12 protein-coding genes, 1 tRNA gene and 1 pseudogene are annotated in these 15,304 nt (G+C 60.2%); 7 read left to right on the top strand and 7 right to left on the bottom strand.

The window, feature by feature from the left end:
- Window positions 1–129: 129 nt before the first annotated feature.
- Window positions 130–1,068 (top strand): LysR substrate-binding domain-containing protein, encoded by a 939-nt coding sequence (locus tag AB4Y34_RS04800; protein WP_368594627.1) that lies wholly within the window; start codon window positions 130–132, stop codon window positions 1,066–1,068.
- A 175-nt stretch (window positions 1,069–1,243) separates the two neighbouring features.
- Here AB4Y34_RS04800 and AB4Y34_RS04795 read toward each other — a convergent pair whose 3' ends face one another.
- Together AB4Y34_RS04795 and AB4Y34_RS04790 are read right to left on the bottom strand one after the other, a co-directional pair.
- A complete protein-coding gene (locus AB4Y34_RS04795; protein WP_368715384.1) occupies window positions 1,244–1,684 on the bottom strand; it encodes a hypothetical protein in 441 nt (146 codons plus the stop codon).
- Window positions 1,685–1,822: 138 nt separating this feature from the next.
- Window positions 1,823–2,074 (bottom strand): hypothetical protein, encoded by a 252-nt coding sequence (locus AB4Y34_RS04790; RefSeq protein WP_368715383.1) that lies wholly within the window; start codon window positions 2,072–2,074, stop codon window positions 1,823–1,825.
- A 314-nt stretch (window positions 2,075–2,388) separates the two neighbouring features.
- Between AB4Y34_RS04790 and AB4Y34_RS04785 the strand changes: the two genes are divergently transcribed.
- A tRNA-Thr gene (locus tag AB4Y34_RS04785) sits at window positions 2,389–2,468 on the top strand.
- Between the two features lie 410 nt (window positions 2,469–2,878).
- Here AB4Y34_RS04785 and AB4Y34_RS04780 read toward each other — a convergent pair.
- The gene (locus AB4Y34_RS04780; protein ID WP_368715382.1) at window positions 2,879–3,328 is read right to left on the bottom strand and encodes a Crp/Fnr family transcriptional regulator; all 450 of its coding nucleotides are present in this window, start codon (window positions 3,326–3,328) and stop codon (window positions 2,879–2,881) included.
- A 348-nt stretch (window positions 3,329–3,676) separates the two neighbouring features.
- A pseudogene (locus AB4Y34_RS04775) lies at window positions 3,677–3,796 on the bottom strand (winged helix-turn-helix domain-containing protein); the annotation flags it as partial.
- A 338-nt stretch (window positions 3,797–4,134) separates the two neighbouring features.
- On the opposite strand from AB4Y34_RS04775, the gene AB4Y34_RS04770 reads away from it, so the two are divergent.
- A complete protein-coding gene (locus tag AB4Y34_RS04770; RefSeq protein WP_368715381.1) occupies window positions 4,135–4,530 on the top strand; it encodes a hypothetical protein in 396 nt (131 codons plus the stop codon).
- A gap of 70 nt (window positions 4,531–4,600) precedes the next feature.
- On the opposite strand, the gene AB4Y34_RS04765 is transcribed toward AB4Y34_RS04770, so the two are convergent.
- From AB4Y34_RS04765 to AB4Y34_RS04755, 3 genes are read right to left on the bottom strand one after another with little or no spacing between them, the layout of a single operon-like run.
- Window positions 4,601–6,079, bottom strand: coding sequence for a TolC family outer membrane protein (locus AB4Y34_RS04765; protein ID WP_368715380.1), 1,479 nt, complete (start codon window positions 6,077–6,079; stop codon window positions 4,601–4,603).
- Window position 6,080: 1 nt separating this feature from the next.
- Window positions 6,081–7,445 carry an HlyD family type I secretion periplasmic adaptor subunit gene (locus AB4Y34_RS04760; RefSeq protein ID WP_368715379.1) on the bottom strand — a complete coding sequence of 455 codons (1,365 nt, stop codon included), beginning with the start codon at window positions 7,443–7,445 and terminating at the stop codon, window positions 6,081–6,083.
- Window positions 7,446–7,458: 13 nt separating this feature from the next.
- Window positions 7,459–9,222 carry a type I secretion system permease/ATPase gene (locus tag AB4Y34_RS04755; RefSeq protein ID WP_368715378.1) on the bottom strand — a complete coding sequence of 588 codons (1,764 nt, stop codon included), beginning with the start codon at window positions 9,220–9,222 and terminating at the stop codon, window positions 7,459–7,461.
- Window positions 9,223–9,954: 732 nt separating this feature from the next.
- Between AB4Y34_RS04755 and AB4Y34_RS04750 the strand changes: the two genes are divergently transcribed.
- The 4 genes from AB4Y34_RS04750 (at window position 9,955) to AB4Y34_RS04735 (ending at window position 15,304) form a co-directional block, all read left to right on the top strand.
- On the top strand, window positions 9,955–10,749 hold the full coding sequence (locus AB4Y34_RS04750; protein WP_368715377.1) for an ABC transporter permease: 795 nt from the start codon (window positions 9,955–9,957) through the stop codon (window positions 10,747–10,749).
- A 110-nt stretch (window positions 10,750–10,859) separates the two neighbouring features.
- Window positions 10,860–12,026, top strand: a complete 1,167-nt coding sequence (locus AB4Y34_RS04745; RefSeq protein ID WP_368715376.1) for an ABC transporter ATP-binding protein — start codon at window positions 10,860–10,862, stop codon at window positions 12,024–12,026.
- Window positions 12,013–12,351, top strand: coding sequence for a hypothetical protein (locus AB4Y34_RS04740; protein WP_368715375.1), 339 nt, complete (start codon window positions 12,013–12,015; stop codon window positions 12,349–12,351). The genes AB4Y34_RS04745 and AB4Y34_RS04740 overlap by 14 nt, the downstream gene beginning before the upstream one ends.
- Before the next feature lies 1 nt (window position 12,352).
- Window positions 12,353–15,304: a glycosyltransferase gene (locus AB4Y34_RS04735; RefSeq protein WP_368715374.1), complete on the top strand. Its 2,952-nt coding sequence runs from the start codon at window positions 12,353–12,355 to the stop codon at window positions 15,302–15,304.

Here is a 15,304-nt window from a genome sequence, read left to right as displayed (position 1 = left end):
CTGATGCCGGCCATACCGCGCCCGCTATGCCGCCGACGCGCAAACGGGCCTAAGTTATAAGCTTTCGCACCCCACGCGCTCGCCGCGCGGCGAGCCGATCGGCTGCGCCCGCGTCACCACGCTTCGACCATGGACGACACCGCCGCCTCACTCGATATCTGGCTCGTGCGCGTGCTGCGCACGCTTCTCGTCGAGCGCAGTGTCACGCAGACCGCGATGCGGCTGAACCAGACCCAGCCCGCGATCAGCACCGCACTGCGCAAGCTGCGCGAAACGCTCGGTGATCCGATTCTGGTGCGCGGCAAGTCGGGCATGGTGCCGACCGAATACGGCGAGTCGCTGCTCGCGGCCGCCCAGCGCGTGCTGCGCGATGTCGATTTCGTCGCGACGCCGCACGGCGATTTCGACCCGGGCCGCTCACGCCGCACGTTTCGCGTCGCCGCGCCCGACTATCTGAACGACTTCTTCATGCCGACCGTGATCGCGCGATTTCGCGAAGCGGCGCCGCATGCGCGGCTGGAAATCGAATCGCTGGGGCCGCTGCTCGATCATTCGGCCGCGCTCGACGCCGGCGAACTCGATCTCGTGATCGGCAACTGGCCGAAGCCCGATCCGCGCTTCGAGCGCAGCGACCTGTTCGCCGATACCGTCGTGTGCATGATGCGCGCGGACCATCCGCTCGCGCGCGAGCCGCTCACGCGCGACGCCTATCTGGCCGCGCCGCATCTGGCGCCGACACCGTACAGCGGCACGCGCGGCGGCGCGATCGATACCGGCTTCGCGCGCGCGAAGGCGAGCCGGCGCATCGTCGCTACGCTGCCCTACTTCGGGCTCGTCGCGCAGACGCTTCTGCAATCTGATCTGATCTTCACGACCACGCGGCGCTTCGCGATGCACTACGCGAGCATGCTGCCGCTCGCGGTCGTCGATGTGCCGATCGCGTTTCCGCGCATCCGCTGCTATCAGTTGTGGCATCCGCAGCCGGATCGGCCGAGCGATATCGGCTGGCTGAGGACGTTGATGTCCGAGGTGTCGGATGAGTTGGTGGCGCGCAAGCGCCGCGCGTGAAGGGGCAATGGCGGACGCGTGACCGCTGCCGCCGCTGCGCGATGTAGAACTGAGGCGGACGGCTTCGTGCCGACCGGCGTCGGGTCCATCGGCGACGTGGCCTATGCCCAGTCGTGGTGGTGCTGATTGACTGCGTGAGCCGGCGTTGCATAGCCTCGCCGAAGCGGAGCCCCGTTCATGTGCCTACCATCTCATCTGTGAAAGTATGCCTCTCGATCAGAATGTTTTCACTGCTGATGCCGAGCTGCTGCAAATGCGCTTTCACGTTCCTGGCACGGCCTTCTTTCAACCGGTCTATATTGCGCTCGACAGTATATGCGCCAGACATTATGACAGCCTGAATCTGGACGTCGGGCCATTTTTTTGCCTCAATCACGGCATCCGCAACTGCGAGCCTGTTTGCATTAGTAAGCTCAGTCTTATTAAATGGCAACTCTATCTCCGCTTCTTCTCCGATGGTGCATGCGCCAGCAATTCCATAAAGACAAGCCGACATGGCAAGCGCTGCGACTATGAGCACCTTGACTGCCATTTCAAAACTGATCCAAAGACCGTGGACCTCGTCCTCTAATGCATCCCGAAGCACGAGTATGCGCGGATCGTTTTCAAGATTCATAAGCCCGGATTCCCTGATCGGATGTGTGTTTGCGAGAGGTCACTGCGGAGCAAACTGTGCCTTGTCGGCCTCGCCGCGAAACCGACTGGCTCTACGTAGCGTCTCAACGCGTTGGAGAAGATCACTGGGATCGACTGTTTATTCATCATGTCGCTGAAGGTCCAGTGCCAGCACCGCCGCACTCAGGTCACGAATCATCTGGCGTGCCTGCTCCGCCTCAAGCACGAAGCCATGCCGATCGGATGCGCCAGCGCTGGCCGAAATCCCGTTTGCGTTGAGACGGATGGTCACGTTCAGGCTCGTCGAATCGATGCGCCAGTGCTGTACCGTAGCGAGCGCCATATCTCCTGCATCTGCATCGTGTAACGTACTATTCTTGAGCTGCGACATACCACGGACTCCTTGAACCGTGCGTGCTCGTATTTACCATGATGCCGGTCCTGCCTCCTGCGGCAACCGTGCGTAAATCGGAATTTCTGCGAGCTCGATGTGAGCGGGGAAAAGCGCCGTTTTGAAGCCAGCGCTTCTGAAATGTACTGGCTTACGTCACTGGACTTCGGACAGGATGAACCTGCAACCCTCGTCGTGCTGGCGGCTTTCGCTAGTGCAACGCTCGGCACTGTCCAGGAAATCCAAGCGGTTCACCGACAGCGAAAGAACCGATCTGCCTGTCCGGAATTAGTTGACCACTGCAAAATGCGGGAGTAGCGCAGCTGGTAGAGCGCGGTAGAGCACTCCCTTGGTAAGGGAGAGGTCGGCAGTTCGATCCTGCCCATGGGCACCATCATTCATTTGCAACTGCGAATCAATCCGTCGGCTTCTTCACGATCAATCCCCACCCGCGTTTGTCGATGACTAAACACGTGGCTTGAGCGGCCATGGTTTTCAATCATCGACTTCCATCGACGCCTATGTCGCCGGCGCCATCGCAGTCTATCCCTATTGGCCAATGAAGATTTGATTGTGTTTGCAGTCACTGTCTCTGTTCAACAAGTGGCGCAAATACTATTTAGGCCGAAGGCTCATAAAGACCGAACACTAACGCTCGGCACTGTCCAGGAAATCCAAGCGGTTCAAAATTCGGTCAGGCGTAACCATCTAACCGTCCAACTTCTGGGGGTCAGTCCATCGAAACTGTGGACACACATCCTGCCCTTGCGACGCTTAATAATCTATGTGCGCCTAATTTCGCGCTTACTCTTTAACAACTGCTCCGCGCTGCATAAGCGATTTCATTGCACGCGAGACGGTTTCGCGACTGACGTTCGCCGCGATGGCTATGGCGGTCTGGTTCGGAAGCTCGATCAACGCCTGCGCAATGTCCGTATTTTCAGTGAGGACTGCGTTTATTACCGCGTAGACGCGCGAGTACGCGCCCGGTGGTGACAAGGTCGACTGACCGTGGACGGCTCGGTGTAATTTGGCGGAAAGAATCGCCAGAAGTGCATCCGCGACGCTCGGGTCGAGAAATAGCTCGCGTGTCCGAGCACGGCTTATTACGCCGACGACGCCGGTGGTCAAAGCAGCGAGTGATGCGAGCAGGGGCGTGTTCAGAACGATTGCGCTTTCGCCGAATGACTGCCCGGCCTTTACGTGACTGAAATAGGTCTCGTGCCCAGTTTCCGACGCGCCTGAGACTCGCAACTGCCCCGAAAATCACGAGCAACAGGTGCGAATGTGAATCGCCGTGATGCACAACGACGTCACGGGCCTTGACGCCACGATAGCGGACGTGCCGCGCGGCGCGAGCGAGAACATCATCGCCGGCCTTCTGGAAAAAGCTGTTGATCTCTTAGCTTGCTGATGAAAATTGAGGCATAACCCGCTCCGGCGAAGGCGGAGCTGAGTTTATATCATCTCGTCACATATTGCTTTCAGCATCTTCTACGGTAAATATTGCCTGTCAATGGGAGCACGGTCTGAGTGTAGCACCTGCCAATGAGCGGGAAGCACATACGGTGGCGACATGGCGAGCCTCAGTCAGTTCAATTGTTCAATCTGCTTGCGCCTCGTATCGTCGGTAGCCGAGAGCCAGAGCCAGCCTTTATTCTGCATCGATTTCAGGCGGATGTGCAGTCTCGGTGGCGAACTAAGTTCGCGCTGCGCCATCATAGGCGCAGCGCAATTCGTGCTACAGCGAAATGGAGCACGCATCGCGGCGCGCGTGACATCATCGATCCCCAGCTTGAACACGCGATTGATATTGTGACCTACGTCACATCATTTTTCCCTCTGTTCGCGGGTGATTGCCTTCCCCGCCGCCGCATTCTGCCTGTCAAAGATCGTCCTGATACGCTGAAAATGCGGCATTCACTGCAAAGCAGCGCAGGAGTGTGCCCTTCCGCACAACGTGGAGCTTCCACATGGGTTAGATTACGTCGGAGCGGTAGCGGTTGCCAAATCGCTCAGGACTGCCGCGCGCGCCGTTCCCATCTGATTGAAGGAATTCCATGACATCCGGGTCAAACGCCAAGAAAAAATCAGTACGTGGCAATAGAACTGACCCCAAGCTTCTGATTACGGAGTGGGTCATCAAGCCGGCGGCAACGCCACGTCATGTGAACGTATCCTTCGTTGTCCAGCAGGAATCGGGGGAGGGTGCCAATCGCACCTCTACGCGGCACTTCCGGCTGCAATGCGAAAACGCGGCCGCGCTGCTCAATGAACTGAGGGATTTCCTCGAGAATGCGTCCGCGACGCAATGCCTGAAAGAAGGCAGCACGTCGAAGGTAGTGGCGTTCAACGCGCCGCCGGAGCGACCATCCGCCCGCCAGAACGCTCAGGACGCCGAGTCGCTGTCTGCGCCCTTCGCGCTGGGCGCGGCGTACGGCCTTCTCGGAAACTAGCGGCAACGGCCGTCGGCCAGTGTCCACAGTCCACGGCGTGGTCGTGATGAAGCCCCACATCGCGACTTGTCTAGTGCAACGCTGGCGCCAGCGCAGCGGCTCTGGCAACGACCGGTGTGGCCTGTCCCGGAGCCACGAACCATCTGGCCGTCTCGTAAAGATCCTGCGCAGTCAGTATGCCCGCCGCGTGCCTGAGAGCCAGATTTGCAATCATGTACTGGTAGCGCGCACGTGCCAGGTCACGCTTCGCCTGATACAGCTGCTGTGTGGCGCTCAGCACGTCCAGGTTGGTCCGCGTGCCAGCCTCCACGCTTTTGTGCGTCGCTGTAATCAGCAGCGTGGCGGAATCGACCGCGCTTTGGAGGGCGCGGATCCTGCCAAGACTGCTCACGCACAGGTTGTACTGTTTGCGTAACTCGATCAGCACCTTGTTCGTCGTGTCCTGAAGTTCGAACTGCGTTCTCTGGTAGTTTGCGCTGGCCTGCTCGGAACTTGCCCTGACGAGTCCGCCCGAGTACAGCGGGATGGTGACTTCAACGCCCACTGCCTTGGTCAGGTAGCGCTGCCCGATCGTGTCAACCGTGTTTGACTGGTTTTTGCCGATGCTGGCCACGAGGTCGACGCGGGGATAAAAGCCTGCGTGCGCGACTTCGAGCTGCTGCCTGGCCGCCTCAACCGTGTGTCGTTTGGCAATCAGTTCGGCGTTGCTGTCCAGGGCGATATCGCGCCACTGCTCAAAACCAGCCGGAGAGGGCATCGAAGGCTGATACGCGTCGCTCAGCCGGTCGAGCTTTGCAACGTCGGCTGACAGGGACATACCGGTCACTGCATCGAGCGCGTGCGCAGCATTGTCAAGCGAGTCCTGCGCATCGGCAACATCGGCGTTGGCCAGTTCAAGCTTCGCGCTTGTCTCAAGGATGTCCGTGCGCGTGCCTTCTCCATTCCTGAACATCGCCTTGTTGCTCGCGAGCTGCTCGTCCAGCGTCGTTTTCTGGGCAAACGCTAGCGCAAGCTGATCGAAGGCGAACACGGTGTCCGTGTAGGCGCTCAGTACGCGCACTAGCAGATCCTCGCGTCGATCGTCAAAGATCGCGTCGCTGGCGAGCGCCTGCGCCTTGCCGTAACGATAGCGGGCGAGTCCTTCGTAGTTGATCAGCGGCTGGCGCAGCGATACCCCTTCGGAATAGGCATGGTAGACCTGATTGATTGACTGGTTTCCGTATTGCGATCCCAAATAGGTCGTGCCGGTCCAGTTACGATAGTTCGCATAGTTGGCCGACAGACTCGGCAGGAGATAGGATCGACCTATCGCGCGGTTTGCGTCGCCGGCCGCCTTTTCCTGCGCGGCTGCGGCGTAGATGGGGTCATGTCCGAGCGCGGCTTCATACGCATCGGCAAGCCCAACTGCATGCGAGGCGTGAACGGGGCCCAGCGTAAAAGCAATCAGTACGCCGATGCGAATGGCAACGCCGGGTGATCGGGACCACCCCGAGAGGGCATGGTCGAGCTCGCGCAACCTGTCGCACGCGCGTGTCATCGGAGTTTGCACGTCAATCCTCCGTGAGTGCCGTATGCGCGCGATCCATGACCGGCTTCAGGAGGTAGCTGAGCAGCGAGCGCTGCCCGGCGTTGACGAACACCTCGACCGGCATGCCCGCTTTGATGTTCAGGGGCTTTAACAGACCCATGCCATGCGGCGTAGCCATGGCGCGTACCCGGTAGTAAGGCGCACCCGTGTGGTCATTGACCAGCCGGTCGGCGGAGATGAACGTCAGGGTGCCAGGAATCCTGGGCGTGCTGTTCTCGTTGAAGGCGGTGAACATCATGTCGACCGGCATGCCCTGCCTGACCCTGTCGACCAGATTGACAGGCAGCTCGCCTTCGACTTCCAGCGGTTCCCCGCTCGGCACCACCTCCATCAGTTTCGCACCGGCTGCAACGACTCCGCCCTCGGTAAACACGTTCACGCCCACCACCGTGCCATCGACCGGCGAGCGAACCTCAGTGTTGGCGAGTTCGAAGTCACTGGCGTCGAGCCGGCTGCGCAGTGCTTCGGTATCGCGCTCAACTTCCGTGAGTTGCGTGCGCACCTCTTTCATATATTCTTCCTGCTGCTGCGCAGCGTGCAGGCGTGCTTCGGCCATCTGGCTCGCCAGCTGTCCGGTCGCGCCCGACTGCGCGGAGAGCTCGCTGTTGAGCTGCGCGTCTTCACGCTCCAGATTCTGCAGTTTCGAGCGGGGCGCATAGCCTTCTCCTACGAGCTGCCGCATCCCGTCCAACTGGCTGTTGAGCGTCTTTTGCTCGGCCATCTTGTAGGCGCGGGACTGATTCGTCGCGGCAAGTTGAGCGCCATAGCCAGAAACGGTTTCGCGCAGCGCACCAAGCGAGGCTTGCAACGCAAGCCGGCGCGTGGCCAGCAGCTGCTCCTGCAGACGCAGGTCGTCTGCGACCTGCTGGTTATGTGCCGCGGCAGCGGCCACGAGCTCCGGCGCAAAGGTAATCGCTTTCGCGTTGGTCGCTTCAGCCACGAGGCGTGCCTTCAGCGCGAGTTCCGACAGGTACTGCGCGCGCACCGTTGCTGCCTGCGCACGCGCCTGTACGTCGTTCATCCGCACGAGAACCTGGCCAGCCTTTACCTCGTCGCCCTCGCTGACCAAGATGTCCTGGATTATGCCGCCCGTAGGATGCTGGATTGCCTTGCGATTGCCGGTGACGACAACCGTCCCCTCCACCGGGACACCTTTGCTCAGTGGAGCAAATGTCGCCCAAAGCAGTGAGCCGACCACGCCCACTAGAACAATGGTCCAACCAACCTTGACGTAACGGGACTCGTCGGTGTCGGGAGCCGGCGGCAGCGAGGCACCGAGTACCTCGATAGCGGGTGTCCCCGCCTTCTTGCTAACAGGATTGAACATGGGAATCTTCGGGTCAGGCCGGCACTTCTGCGGTCTCAGGGGTGGATTCGTTTCTGCCCGCGGGTTCTGTCCTGCCGGCTGCAGCCTGCTGTGCAGGCGCGTTCTGGATTGCGGCAAGCACCTGCGCGGTCGGACCAAACAGCCTGAGCTGGCCTTCCACCAGCAGCAGCAGCTTGGTGGTTGCCGCGATGATGCTAGTCCGGTGAGTGATCAGCACTACGGTCCTGTTAGCGGCACGCAGGCTGTCGATCGCCTGTTTCAACGCGGCTTCGCCCGTCTCGTCGAGGTTGGAGTTGGGTTCGTCAAGCACGATCAGCGCTGGATTGCCATACAGTGCGCGGGCAAGACCGATACGCTGCTTCTGGCCCCCGGAGAGCCCGGCCCCACGATCACCTACCAGGGTGTCGTAGCCTTGCGGCAAACGAAGAATCATGTCGTGAACACCCGCAAGGCGGGCGGCCTCGACGATCCTCCCTGAATCGATCTGTCCAAAGCGCGCAATATTCTCGGCGATCGAACCGCCGAACAGTTCGATGTCCTGCGGCAGATAGCCGATGTGGGGCCCAAGCTGATCCTTATGCCATTGATAGATGTCCGCGCCATCCAGGCGCACGGTGCCGATCGCGGCAGGCCATACGCCAACCATCAGCCGTGCGAGCGTCGACTTGCCCGAGGCGCTCGGTCCAATCACGCCGACGATATCGCCTGGCTCGATGGCGAAGGAGAGGCCCTGCAGAACCGGGACCCGGGCGCCTGGCGGGGCAGCGCTGACCGCTTCGAGCGTCAGTCGACCCGCCGGCGCTGGCAAACTCATGCCGATGCGGCGGGGCGGATTGCCTTCGAGTAGCTCGACAAGCCGCTCATATGCGCTTTTCGCGCTGCTCCACTGTCGCCAGACTGAAATCACCATTTCGAGGGGACCGAGTGCGCGGCCCATCAGGATCGAGCCCGCGATCATCATGCCCGGCGAGATCTTGCCGTCGATGGCAAGCAACGCGCCGAGGCCAAGTACAAGAGACTGCTGCGTGAGCCGGACGAACTTGGTGATATTGCCCACCAGGGCGGCCTTTTCGCTTGCCTCTGCCTGCCGCGCGAGAAAGCCCGTGTTCAGTGTCGCCCAGCGCGACATCAGGCTCGGCAACATGCCCATCGCCTCGATGACCTCCGCATTGCGCAGATTGCTGGTGGCCAGCGAACTCGAGCGGATCGACAGTGCGGTCGCTTCGGACAGGGGGCGCCGCGAGACACGCTCGTTCACGATCGCGAGCGCGACCAGCAGCGCCGAGCCGGCCAGTGCAAAGACGCCGAGCCAGACGTTGAAAAGGAAAATAACGATCAGGTAGATCGGGAACCACGGCGCATCAAAAAACGCGAACAGTGCATTGCCCGTCACGAACTGGCGAATCGTGGTCAGGTCGTTAAGCGACTGGCCTGCATTGACGCCCTGCTGCCTGAGGTTCGTTTCAAAGGCTGCCGTATAGACGCGCGTATTCAGATGCTTGTCGAGCTTCGCGCCGACGCGGATGACGATGAAGCTGCGCACATATTCAAGCGCCGCTATCAGTGCGTACATGCCCAGCATCATCAGTGTGAGCATGCCTAGCGTGACACCATTGCGGCTTGGCAGTACCCGATCATAAACCTGCAGCATGTACAGCGATGGCACAAGCATCAACAGGTTGATGAGCATACTGAACACGCCGATCGTGCGGAACACCCGACGGTAGCCGAGCAGCGCCTGAACGATTTCGTTCGACGGGAGTTTGGTCTTTTTCATGTTTTTCAACTCGGACGCGCTTGCACATGTGCCCGCGACTCGCGACTTTCCTTCAGCAGGTCTCTTGGTGATCCGTCATAGGCTGCCGGCACCAGTTCGGTAGCGAAGGCGCCATTCTGAGGGATCTGTGCGTAACGAAATGTGACGGCCGTCACATGCATTTGATTAAAGACGGGGGATACTAGCGCCGCCTGCCGGGTGACCCGTGAAAAGACAGTCAATGATCGTTTATGCTTTCCCCGTTTTTCTGCTTATCTTCCGGCCGTGCGTCTGGTTGGTCCGGCGTTTTCGTCGTGATGTCGACGGGCCTGACACAGTGGTTTGCATGGCGGGAGCCGGACGGAACATTGTCTGGCACGGTATTGCGCATCAACGCTAGAGAGCCACGCAATCGCTGATGAGGTCAGCTCGTGGCGGCGGACCTTGAGTCATGACGATATCGCCTGTGCAAGTCCCCACACGGATGAACAGGCTGGCGCACGGCGGAACAATGGCGCGAGCCTTAACTCGCGTCGGTATCCGGACATCAGCGCACGGCAATCGAGAATGAAAAATGAAGATGACTTTCCCGTATAGGACTTTCCTCCGTATCTGTGATGCCATGTCTAGCAAGGGCCACGAAGCTGCCGGATCGCCGGTCACAGCACGGTCATGCGTGCCAGCGGTCATGACAGGTGCGGTTGACGGTCCTTTCCGCTTATCTCGGCCATTTACTGGAGCGTCCGTCGGTCAATGATCCAGAGATTGCGTTTCGCCTGGGCGTATCGCGACTTCGTCATGTCCTCGATTCTTAACGAGCAGCGTATCCGGTTTGCCGGCAGCAAGCTCGGTGGCGTGTGGATGTTATTGCATCCGTTGCTTGAGGTCTCGATGTATGCGCTCATTCTTTCATCCCTCATGGCAAGTCGCCTGAAGGGACTGAGTGGCCCTTTTTCCTATGCGATCTATCTGACTGCCGGGAGCATGGCGTGGTCCCTCTTTTCGGAAATCATCAACCGGTGTTTGAGCGTGTTCACTGCCAATGCACATCTCCTGAAAAAGATTTCCTTTCCGGCCATGTGCCTGCCCCTGATCATCTCCGGGTCTGCGTTGGTCAGCAATCTGCTTCTGCTTGCCGCTGTCACCGCGATCTTCGGACTCGTCGGGCACCTACCGAGCCTGCAGATGCTGTTCGTGCCGCTGCTGATCGTGGCGACCCTCACACTCGCATTAGGTATCGGGCTGATTCTTGGCACGCTAAACGTTTTCATGCGCGATATCGGACAGATCATGCCCGTCGTCCTGCAGTTTGCGTTCTGGTTCACGCCGATCGTGTACCCGATTGATGTCATACCGCAACCTTATCGCTGGATCTACCAGTTCAATCCGATGTTCCAGATCGTCAGTGCTTATCAGGACGTGCTGGTCTTTCATCGCATGCCTGCGCTTTCAGGCGTGCTTGTCGTCCTGCTGGTGGGAATCGTTCTGATCACGCTGGCAGTGCTCCTGTACAGCCGGGCCAAACCCGAAATCGTTGACATGCTATGAGTGTTATCCGCATCTCAAACCTCGGGAAGTCATTCCGGACATATCGCTCGGAGTTCCAGCGCGTTCGCTCGTGGTTCAATAAACGTATCCAACCGCACAGCGAGCACTGGGTGTTGCGCAACGTCGAGTTCGAAGTCGCGCGTGGCGTGTCCGTTGGCATTGTCGGGCAGAACGGCGCGGGCAAAAGTACATTGCTCAAGCTCATTACGGGAACGCTTGTCCCCAATGAAGGGCGGATTGATATTGCAGGGACAGTCGGTTCCATTCTGGAGCTTGGGATGGGATTTAATCCTGAGCTGACTGGCCGGCAGAATGCGCGGCATAGCCTGTCCCTGATGGGCCGTACTGCGAATGAAATCGACAGCGTCATTGACGATGTCGAAGCGTTTGCGGAAATCGGCGAGTATTTTGACCAGCCTGTCAGAATCTATTCAAGCGGCATGCAGATGCGGGTTGGTTTTGCCGCGGTCACCGCATTTCGCCCCGATATCCTCATCGTTGATGAGGCGTTATCAGTCGGTGATGCCTACTTTCAGCACAAGAGCTTCGACCGGATCGCCGGGTTTCGTGAGCTTGGAACCAGTCTGCTGATCGTCTCGCATGACCGCGCGGCGATCATGTGCCTGTGTGATCGCGCACTGGTTCTGCACGGGGGCAAAATCGTCAAGGACGCCGAGCCAGCCGATGCAATGGACTTTTACAATGCCATTATTGGCCATCAGGGACTGGAAACGGTGCGCTCGGAGCCTCATCAAAACGGACAGGCCCAGACCGTTTCTGGAACCGGCGAGGCTACAGTGGTCGCCCTCGAACTGCGCGATGCTCACGGCAACGCAGTTGAAATCGTCGAGGTGGGCGCCTGCGTCTGTCTGTATGCGCGCGTCGTCCTCAGGCGTCCTGTCGAACAGCTTGTACTGGGTTACCTGCTGCGAGACCGACTTGGCCAGTCCATTTACGGCACCAATACCTATCACCAGCAGCGAATCCTGCACAACCTGCAGGCGGGTGAAACGATCGAATTCCAGTTCCAGTTTGAAGCACGCCTGGGCCCGGGGTCCTATTCCCTATCCACTGCGTTGACAAGCCGGCAAGATCACCACGAAAAGAATTATGAATGGCGCGATCTCGCACTCGTATTTGAGGTGGTCAATCGCACGCATCGGCTCTTTGCCGGGTGTAACTGGCTCGAACCCAGTCTCACCATGCAGCGTGGCCAGGATGGCGCGCAGATCACTGACGTCACGCAGGAAGTAGTAGCCAGCCATGCTCATCACTAGAATCCGTAGCCATTTTCGCGCCTCAGTGCGCCATAGCCTGGTGGCGTTCAGGTTTTTTGTACTGGAGCGCCCGGGGTTGTACCGGCTTGCCCAGCACACAAGTGCGAGATTTCCCGCCCTCAAGCGCTGGGCGGTCCGTCGCATCCTGGAAGCGCAGACGATAGCCGTCATGCCGGTCGCCCCGATCGTGCAGGCCGCCCCGGTTGTGCCGCAAGCACCGGCCACGCCCGGCGGCACGCCGACAGTGCCTCACATTACCGCGGCCGAAGTGGACCACCTCAGATATCTTTTTCAGCGTGCCATGAACGCACGCCGTCGTGACTAACATGCACCTTCTCATTGATCTACTGGCCTGCCAGACGACCGGCAGTCGCGACCGCGGTATCGGTCGTTACTCTCTGGCGCTGGCCCGCGCAGTGGCCACCCAGGGGGGGCAAGCACATCGCATCAGTCTGCTTCTGAGTGACCGTTTCCCGGAAACCGTTGCGGGACTGCGACAGATGTTCACCCCGCTGGTGGGAAGCGGGAACATACATGTGATCTCCCTGCCTGCAGCCTGCAGGGAGCTCGATCCGACGCATTTTGCCCGGCGGCTTGCTGCCGAGCGCATCCGTAATCACGTCATCCGCCAACTGCAGCCGGATTGCGTTCACGTTACGAGCCTGTTCGAAGGCCTGGACGACGATTCAGTCTGTTCTGTCGAGCCGGTAACGGGCAGCGCACAGACGGTTGCCATTACTCTTTACGATCTGATTCCCTACCTGCACGCACCCGTCTATCTGGCCGACCCTAACGTCCGGCGCTGGTACCACCGTCGCCTGCAGTTCGCAAAAAACGCGCATCTTCAACTGGCCATTTCGGAAAGCTCGCGGCAGGAAGCCCTCACCGTGCTCGGCTCCGCGCCGGACCGTGTCGTGAACATCTCGTCTGCCATCGATGATCACTTCCGCCCGCTGGAATTAACGCCGGAACAACGCGCCGCCTTGCAGCAACGTTATGGTATCAGGGGTGAGTTTGTCCTCTATACCGGGGGCATTGACTATCGCAAGAATATCGAGGGCCTCATCCAGGCCTATGCGATGCTGCCTGCCGTCACCCGCGCGGCCCTGCAGCTTGTCATCGTCTGCCGCGTCCAGCCTCTGGAGCGTCAGCGGTTGCAGGCTGCCGTCCGCCGATACGGGCTCGCGGATCATGAGCTGGTTCTGACCGGCTTTGTGCCCGAAGACGAGCTGGTGCAGTTGTATAACCTTGCCAGACTGTTTGTGTTTCCTTCGCTACACGAAGGATTCGGGCTGCCCGTGCTGGAGGCGATGGCCTGCGGTACACCGGCGATTGGCTCCAGTCGGAGCAGCATCCCCGAGGTGCTGGGGCGCGAAGACGCCCTGTTCGATCCTGCGCGGCCTGCTGATATCGCAAAGGCGATGGCGCGCGCGCTGCAGGACGAGGCGTTCCTTCAAAGTCTGCGCGAACACGGACTCGCGAGGTCAAAACAGTTCTCGTGGCAGACCAGCGCCAAACGGGCCCTTGCCGCCCTCGAAGCCTCGGTGCCAGCTGCCCGGGTACACGCTGTGCCGGTGCCCGCGCCACTGCGGCGACCGCGGCTTGCCTACCTTTCGCCGCTTCCTGCACTGCGAAGCGGTATCGCCGACTACAGTGCCGGGCTCATTCCCGAACTGGCGCGACATTACGACATTGAACTGGTCACGCAGGCTGCGCAGGTCGAGCATGACTGGCTGCGCTCGAGCTTTCCGGTTCGCACCATCAGCTGGTTCCAGCAGCACGCCAGTCGCTACGACCGGGTGTTGTACCACGTCGGTAACAGCGAATTTCACACGCACATGCTGCCGCTGATCAGAACCATACCCGGCGTCGTCATGCTGCATGACTACTTCCTGAGCGGCATGCTCAACTTTGCCGAGTCCCGCGGCCAGGAGCCGCTGGCATTCCAGGCGGGGCTGCTGCGCTCGCACGGTTATGCTGCCCTGCAGCTTCTGGCACGTGGCGATACCACAGGAGCCGTGATGTCCTACCCGGCCAATCGGGCAGTACTGGACTTCGCCATGGGCGCCCTTGTGCATTCGCAGTACGCGGTCGATCTCGCGTCCAGCACCTACGGGCAAGCTTATGCTAGCCGCCTTGCGCGTGTGCCGTTTGCTCATCGCCCCGTGTTGAACGTATCGCGTGCCGATGCACGATCCAGGCTGGGATTGCCCGCCGATGCGTTCGTGGTGTGTTCTTTCGGGTTCATGGGCAACACCAAGCTTAACCTGCAACTGATCGAGGCCTGGCAGGCCTGCGCGCTCGCCACGCATCCCGATGCCTGTCTCGTATTCGTCGGCGAGGAAACTGGCGGGGAATATCGCCACAAGGTCAAGGCCGCACTTAAACGCAGTCGCAACATTTCGATTACGGGATATGCAAAGGCGGCTGACTACGCCGACTGGCTGGCCGCTGCGGATGTGGGTGTGCAACTGCGCACCCTGTCACGTGGGGAAACCTCCGCCGCGGTCTTTGACTGCCTGACCCACGGTCTTGCACTGGTATTCAACGCGCACGGGACCGCCGCAGAGTTGCCCGCTGAAGTGGGCGTGCGACTGTCCGACAGGTTCGAAACGCAGGAACTGGCATCGACACTGGAGCGACTGTTCCTGGATCCGGTCTGGCGCGCGAACGTAGCGCAACAGGGACGCGACTACGTGCGCCGCGATCATGCGCCGGAGCGAGTAGCGCGCCGCTACTTTGACGCCATCGAAGCGTTTTATCACGATTCGCCGCTCGCCCAGGAACTGCGTCTGTTTGACGACATCGCCGCGATCGACCCTGGCTCGATGCTCGCCGACACCGATATCGCGACCCTGTCAGCCTGCATGACCCGCAACCGGCGGATGAGTCGTCCTCCCTCGCTGATCGTCGACCTCACCGCTCAGAGCGCCGACCGGTTGTCCACGTGGTTGCCACAACTTGTCGAAGCGTTGCCCAGGCCGTGGCAGCTCGAGTGCGTGCGCCAGGTGGACGGTCACTGGACAACGGCACGGGCTGCCGTCTGTGAACTGCTGAGTATTCCTGCCACGCTGCCGGAAGAATCCGTGCTGTCGGGGCACGACGATGCCTGGCTCGGTTCGGGCGCAGAGGTGGCGGATACACCCGGCCTCTATGCATGGCGCACGGCCTGTCTGCCGCCGTCATCCGTTTCGTCGGGTGAGGACATTGTCCCGGCGATCGTGGCGTGGCTGAAAGACTCGGGCCAGCTGCCGGCCCCTCTTATTCCCTGCGCGTAA

The sequence above is a fragment of the Paraburkholderia sp. BR10954 genome, from assembly GCF_040965775.1.
GTDB classification, from domain to species: Bacteria; Pseudomonadota; Gammaproteobacteria; order Burkholderiales; family Burkholderiaceae; genus Paraburkholderia; species Paraburkholderia youngii.
Note: the sequence above shows the minus strand (reverse complement) of the source record. Positions and strands in the feature narration are given on the sequence as shown.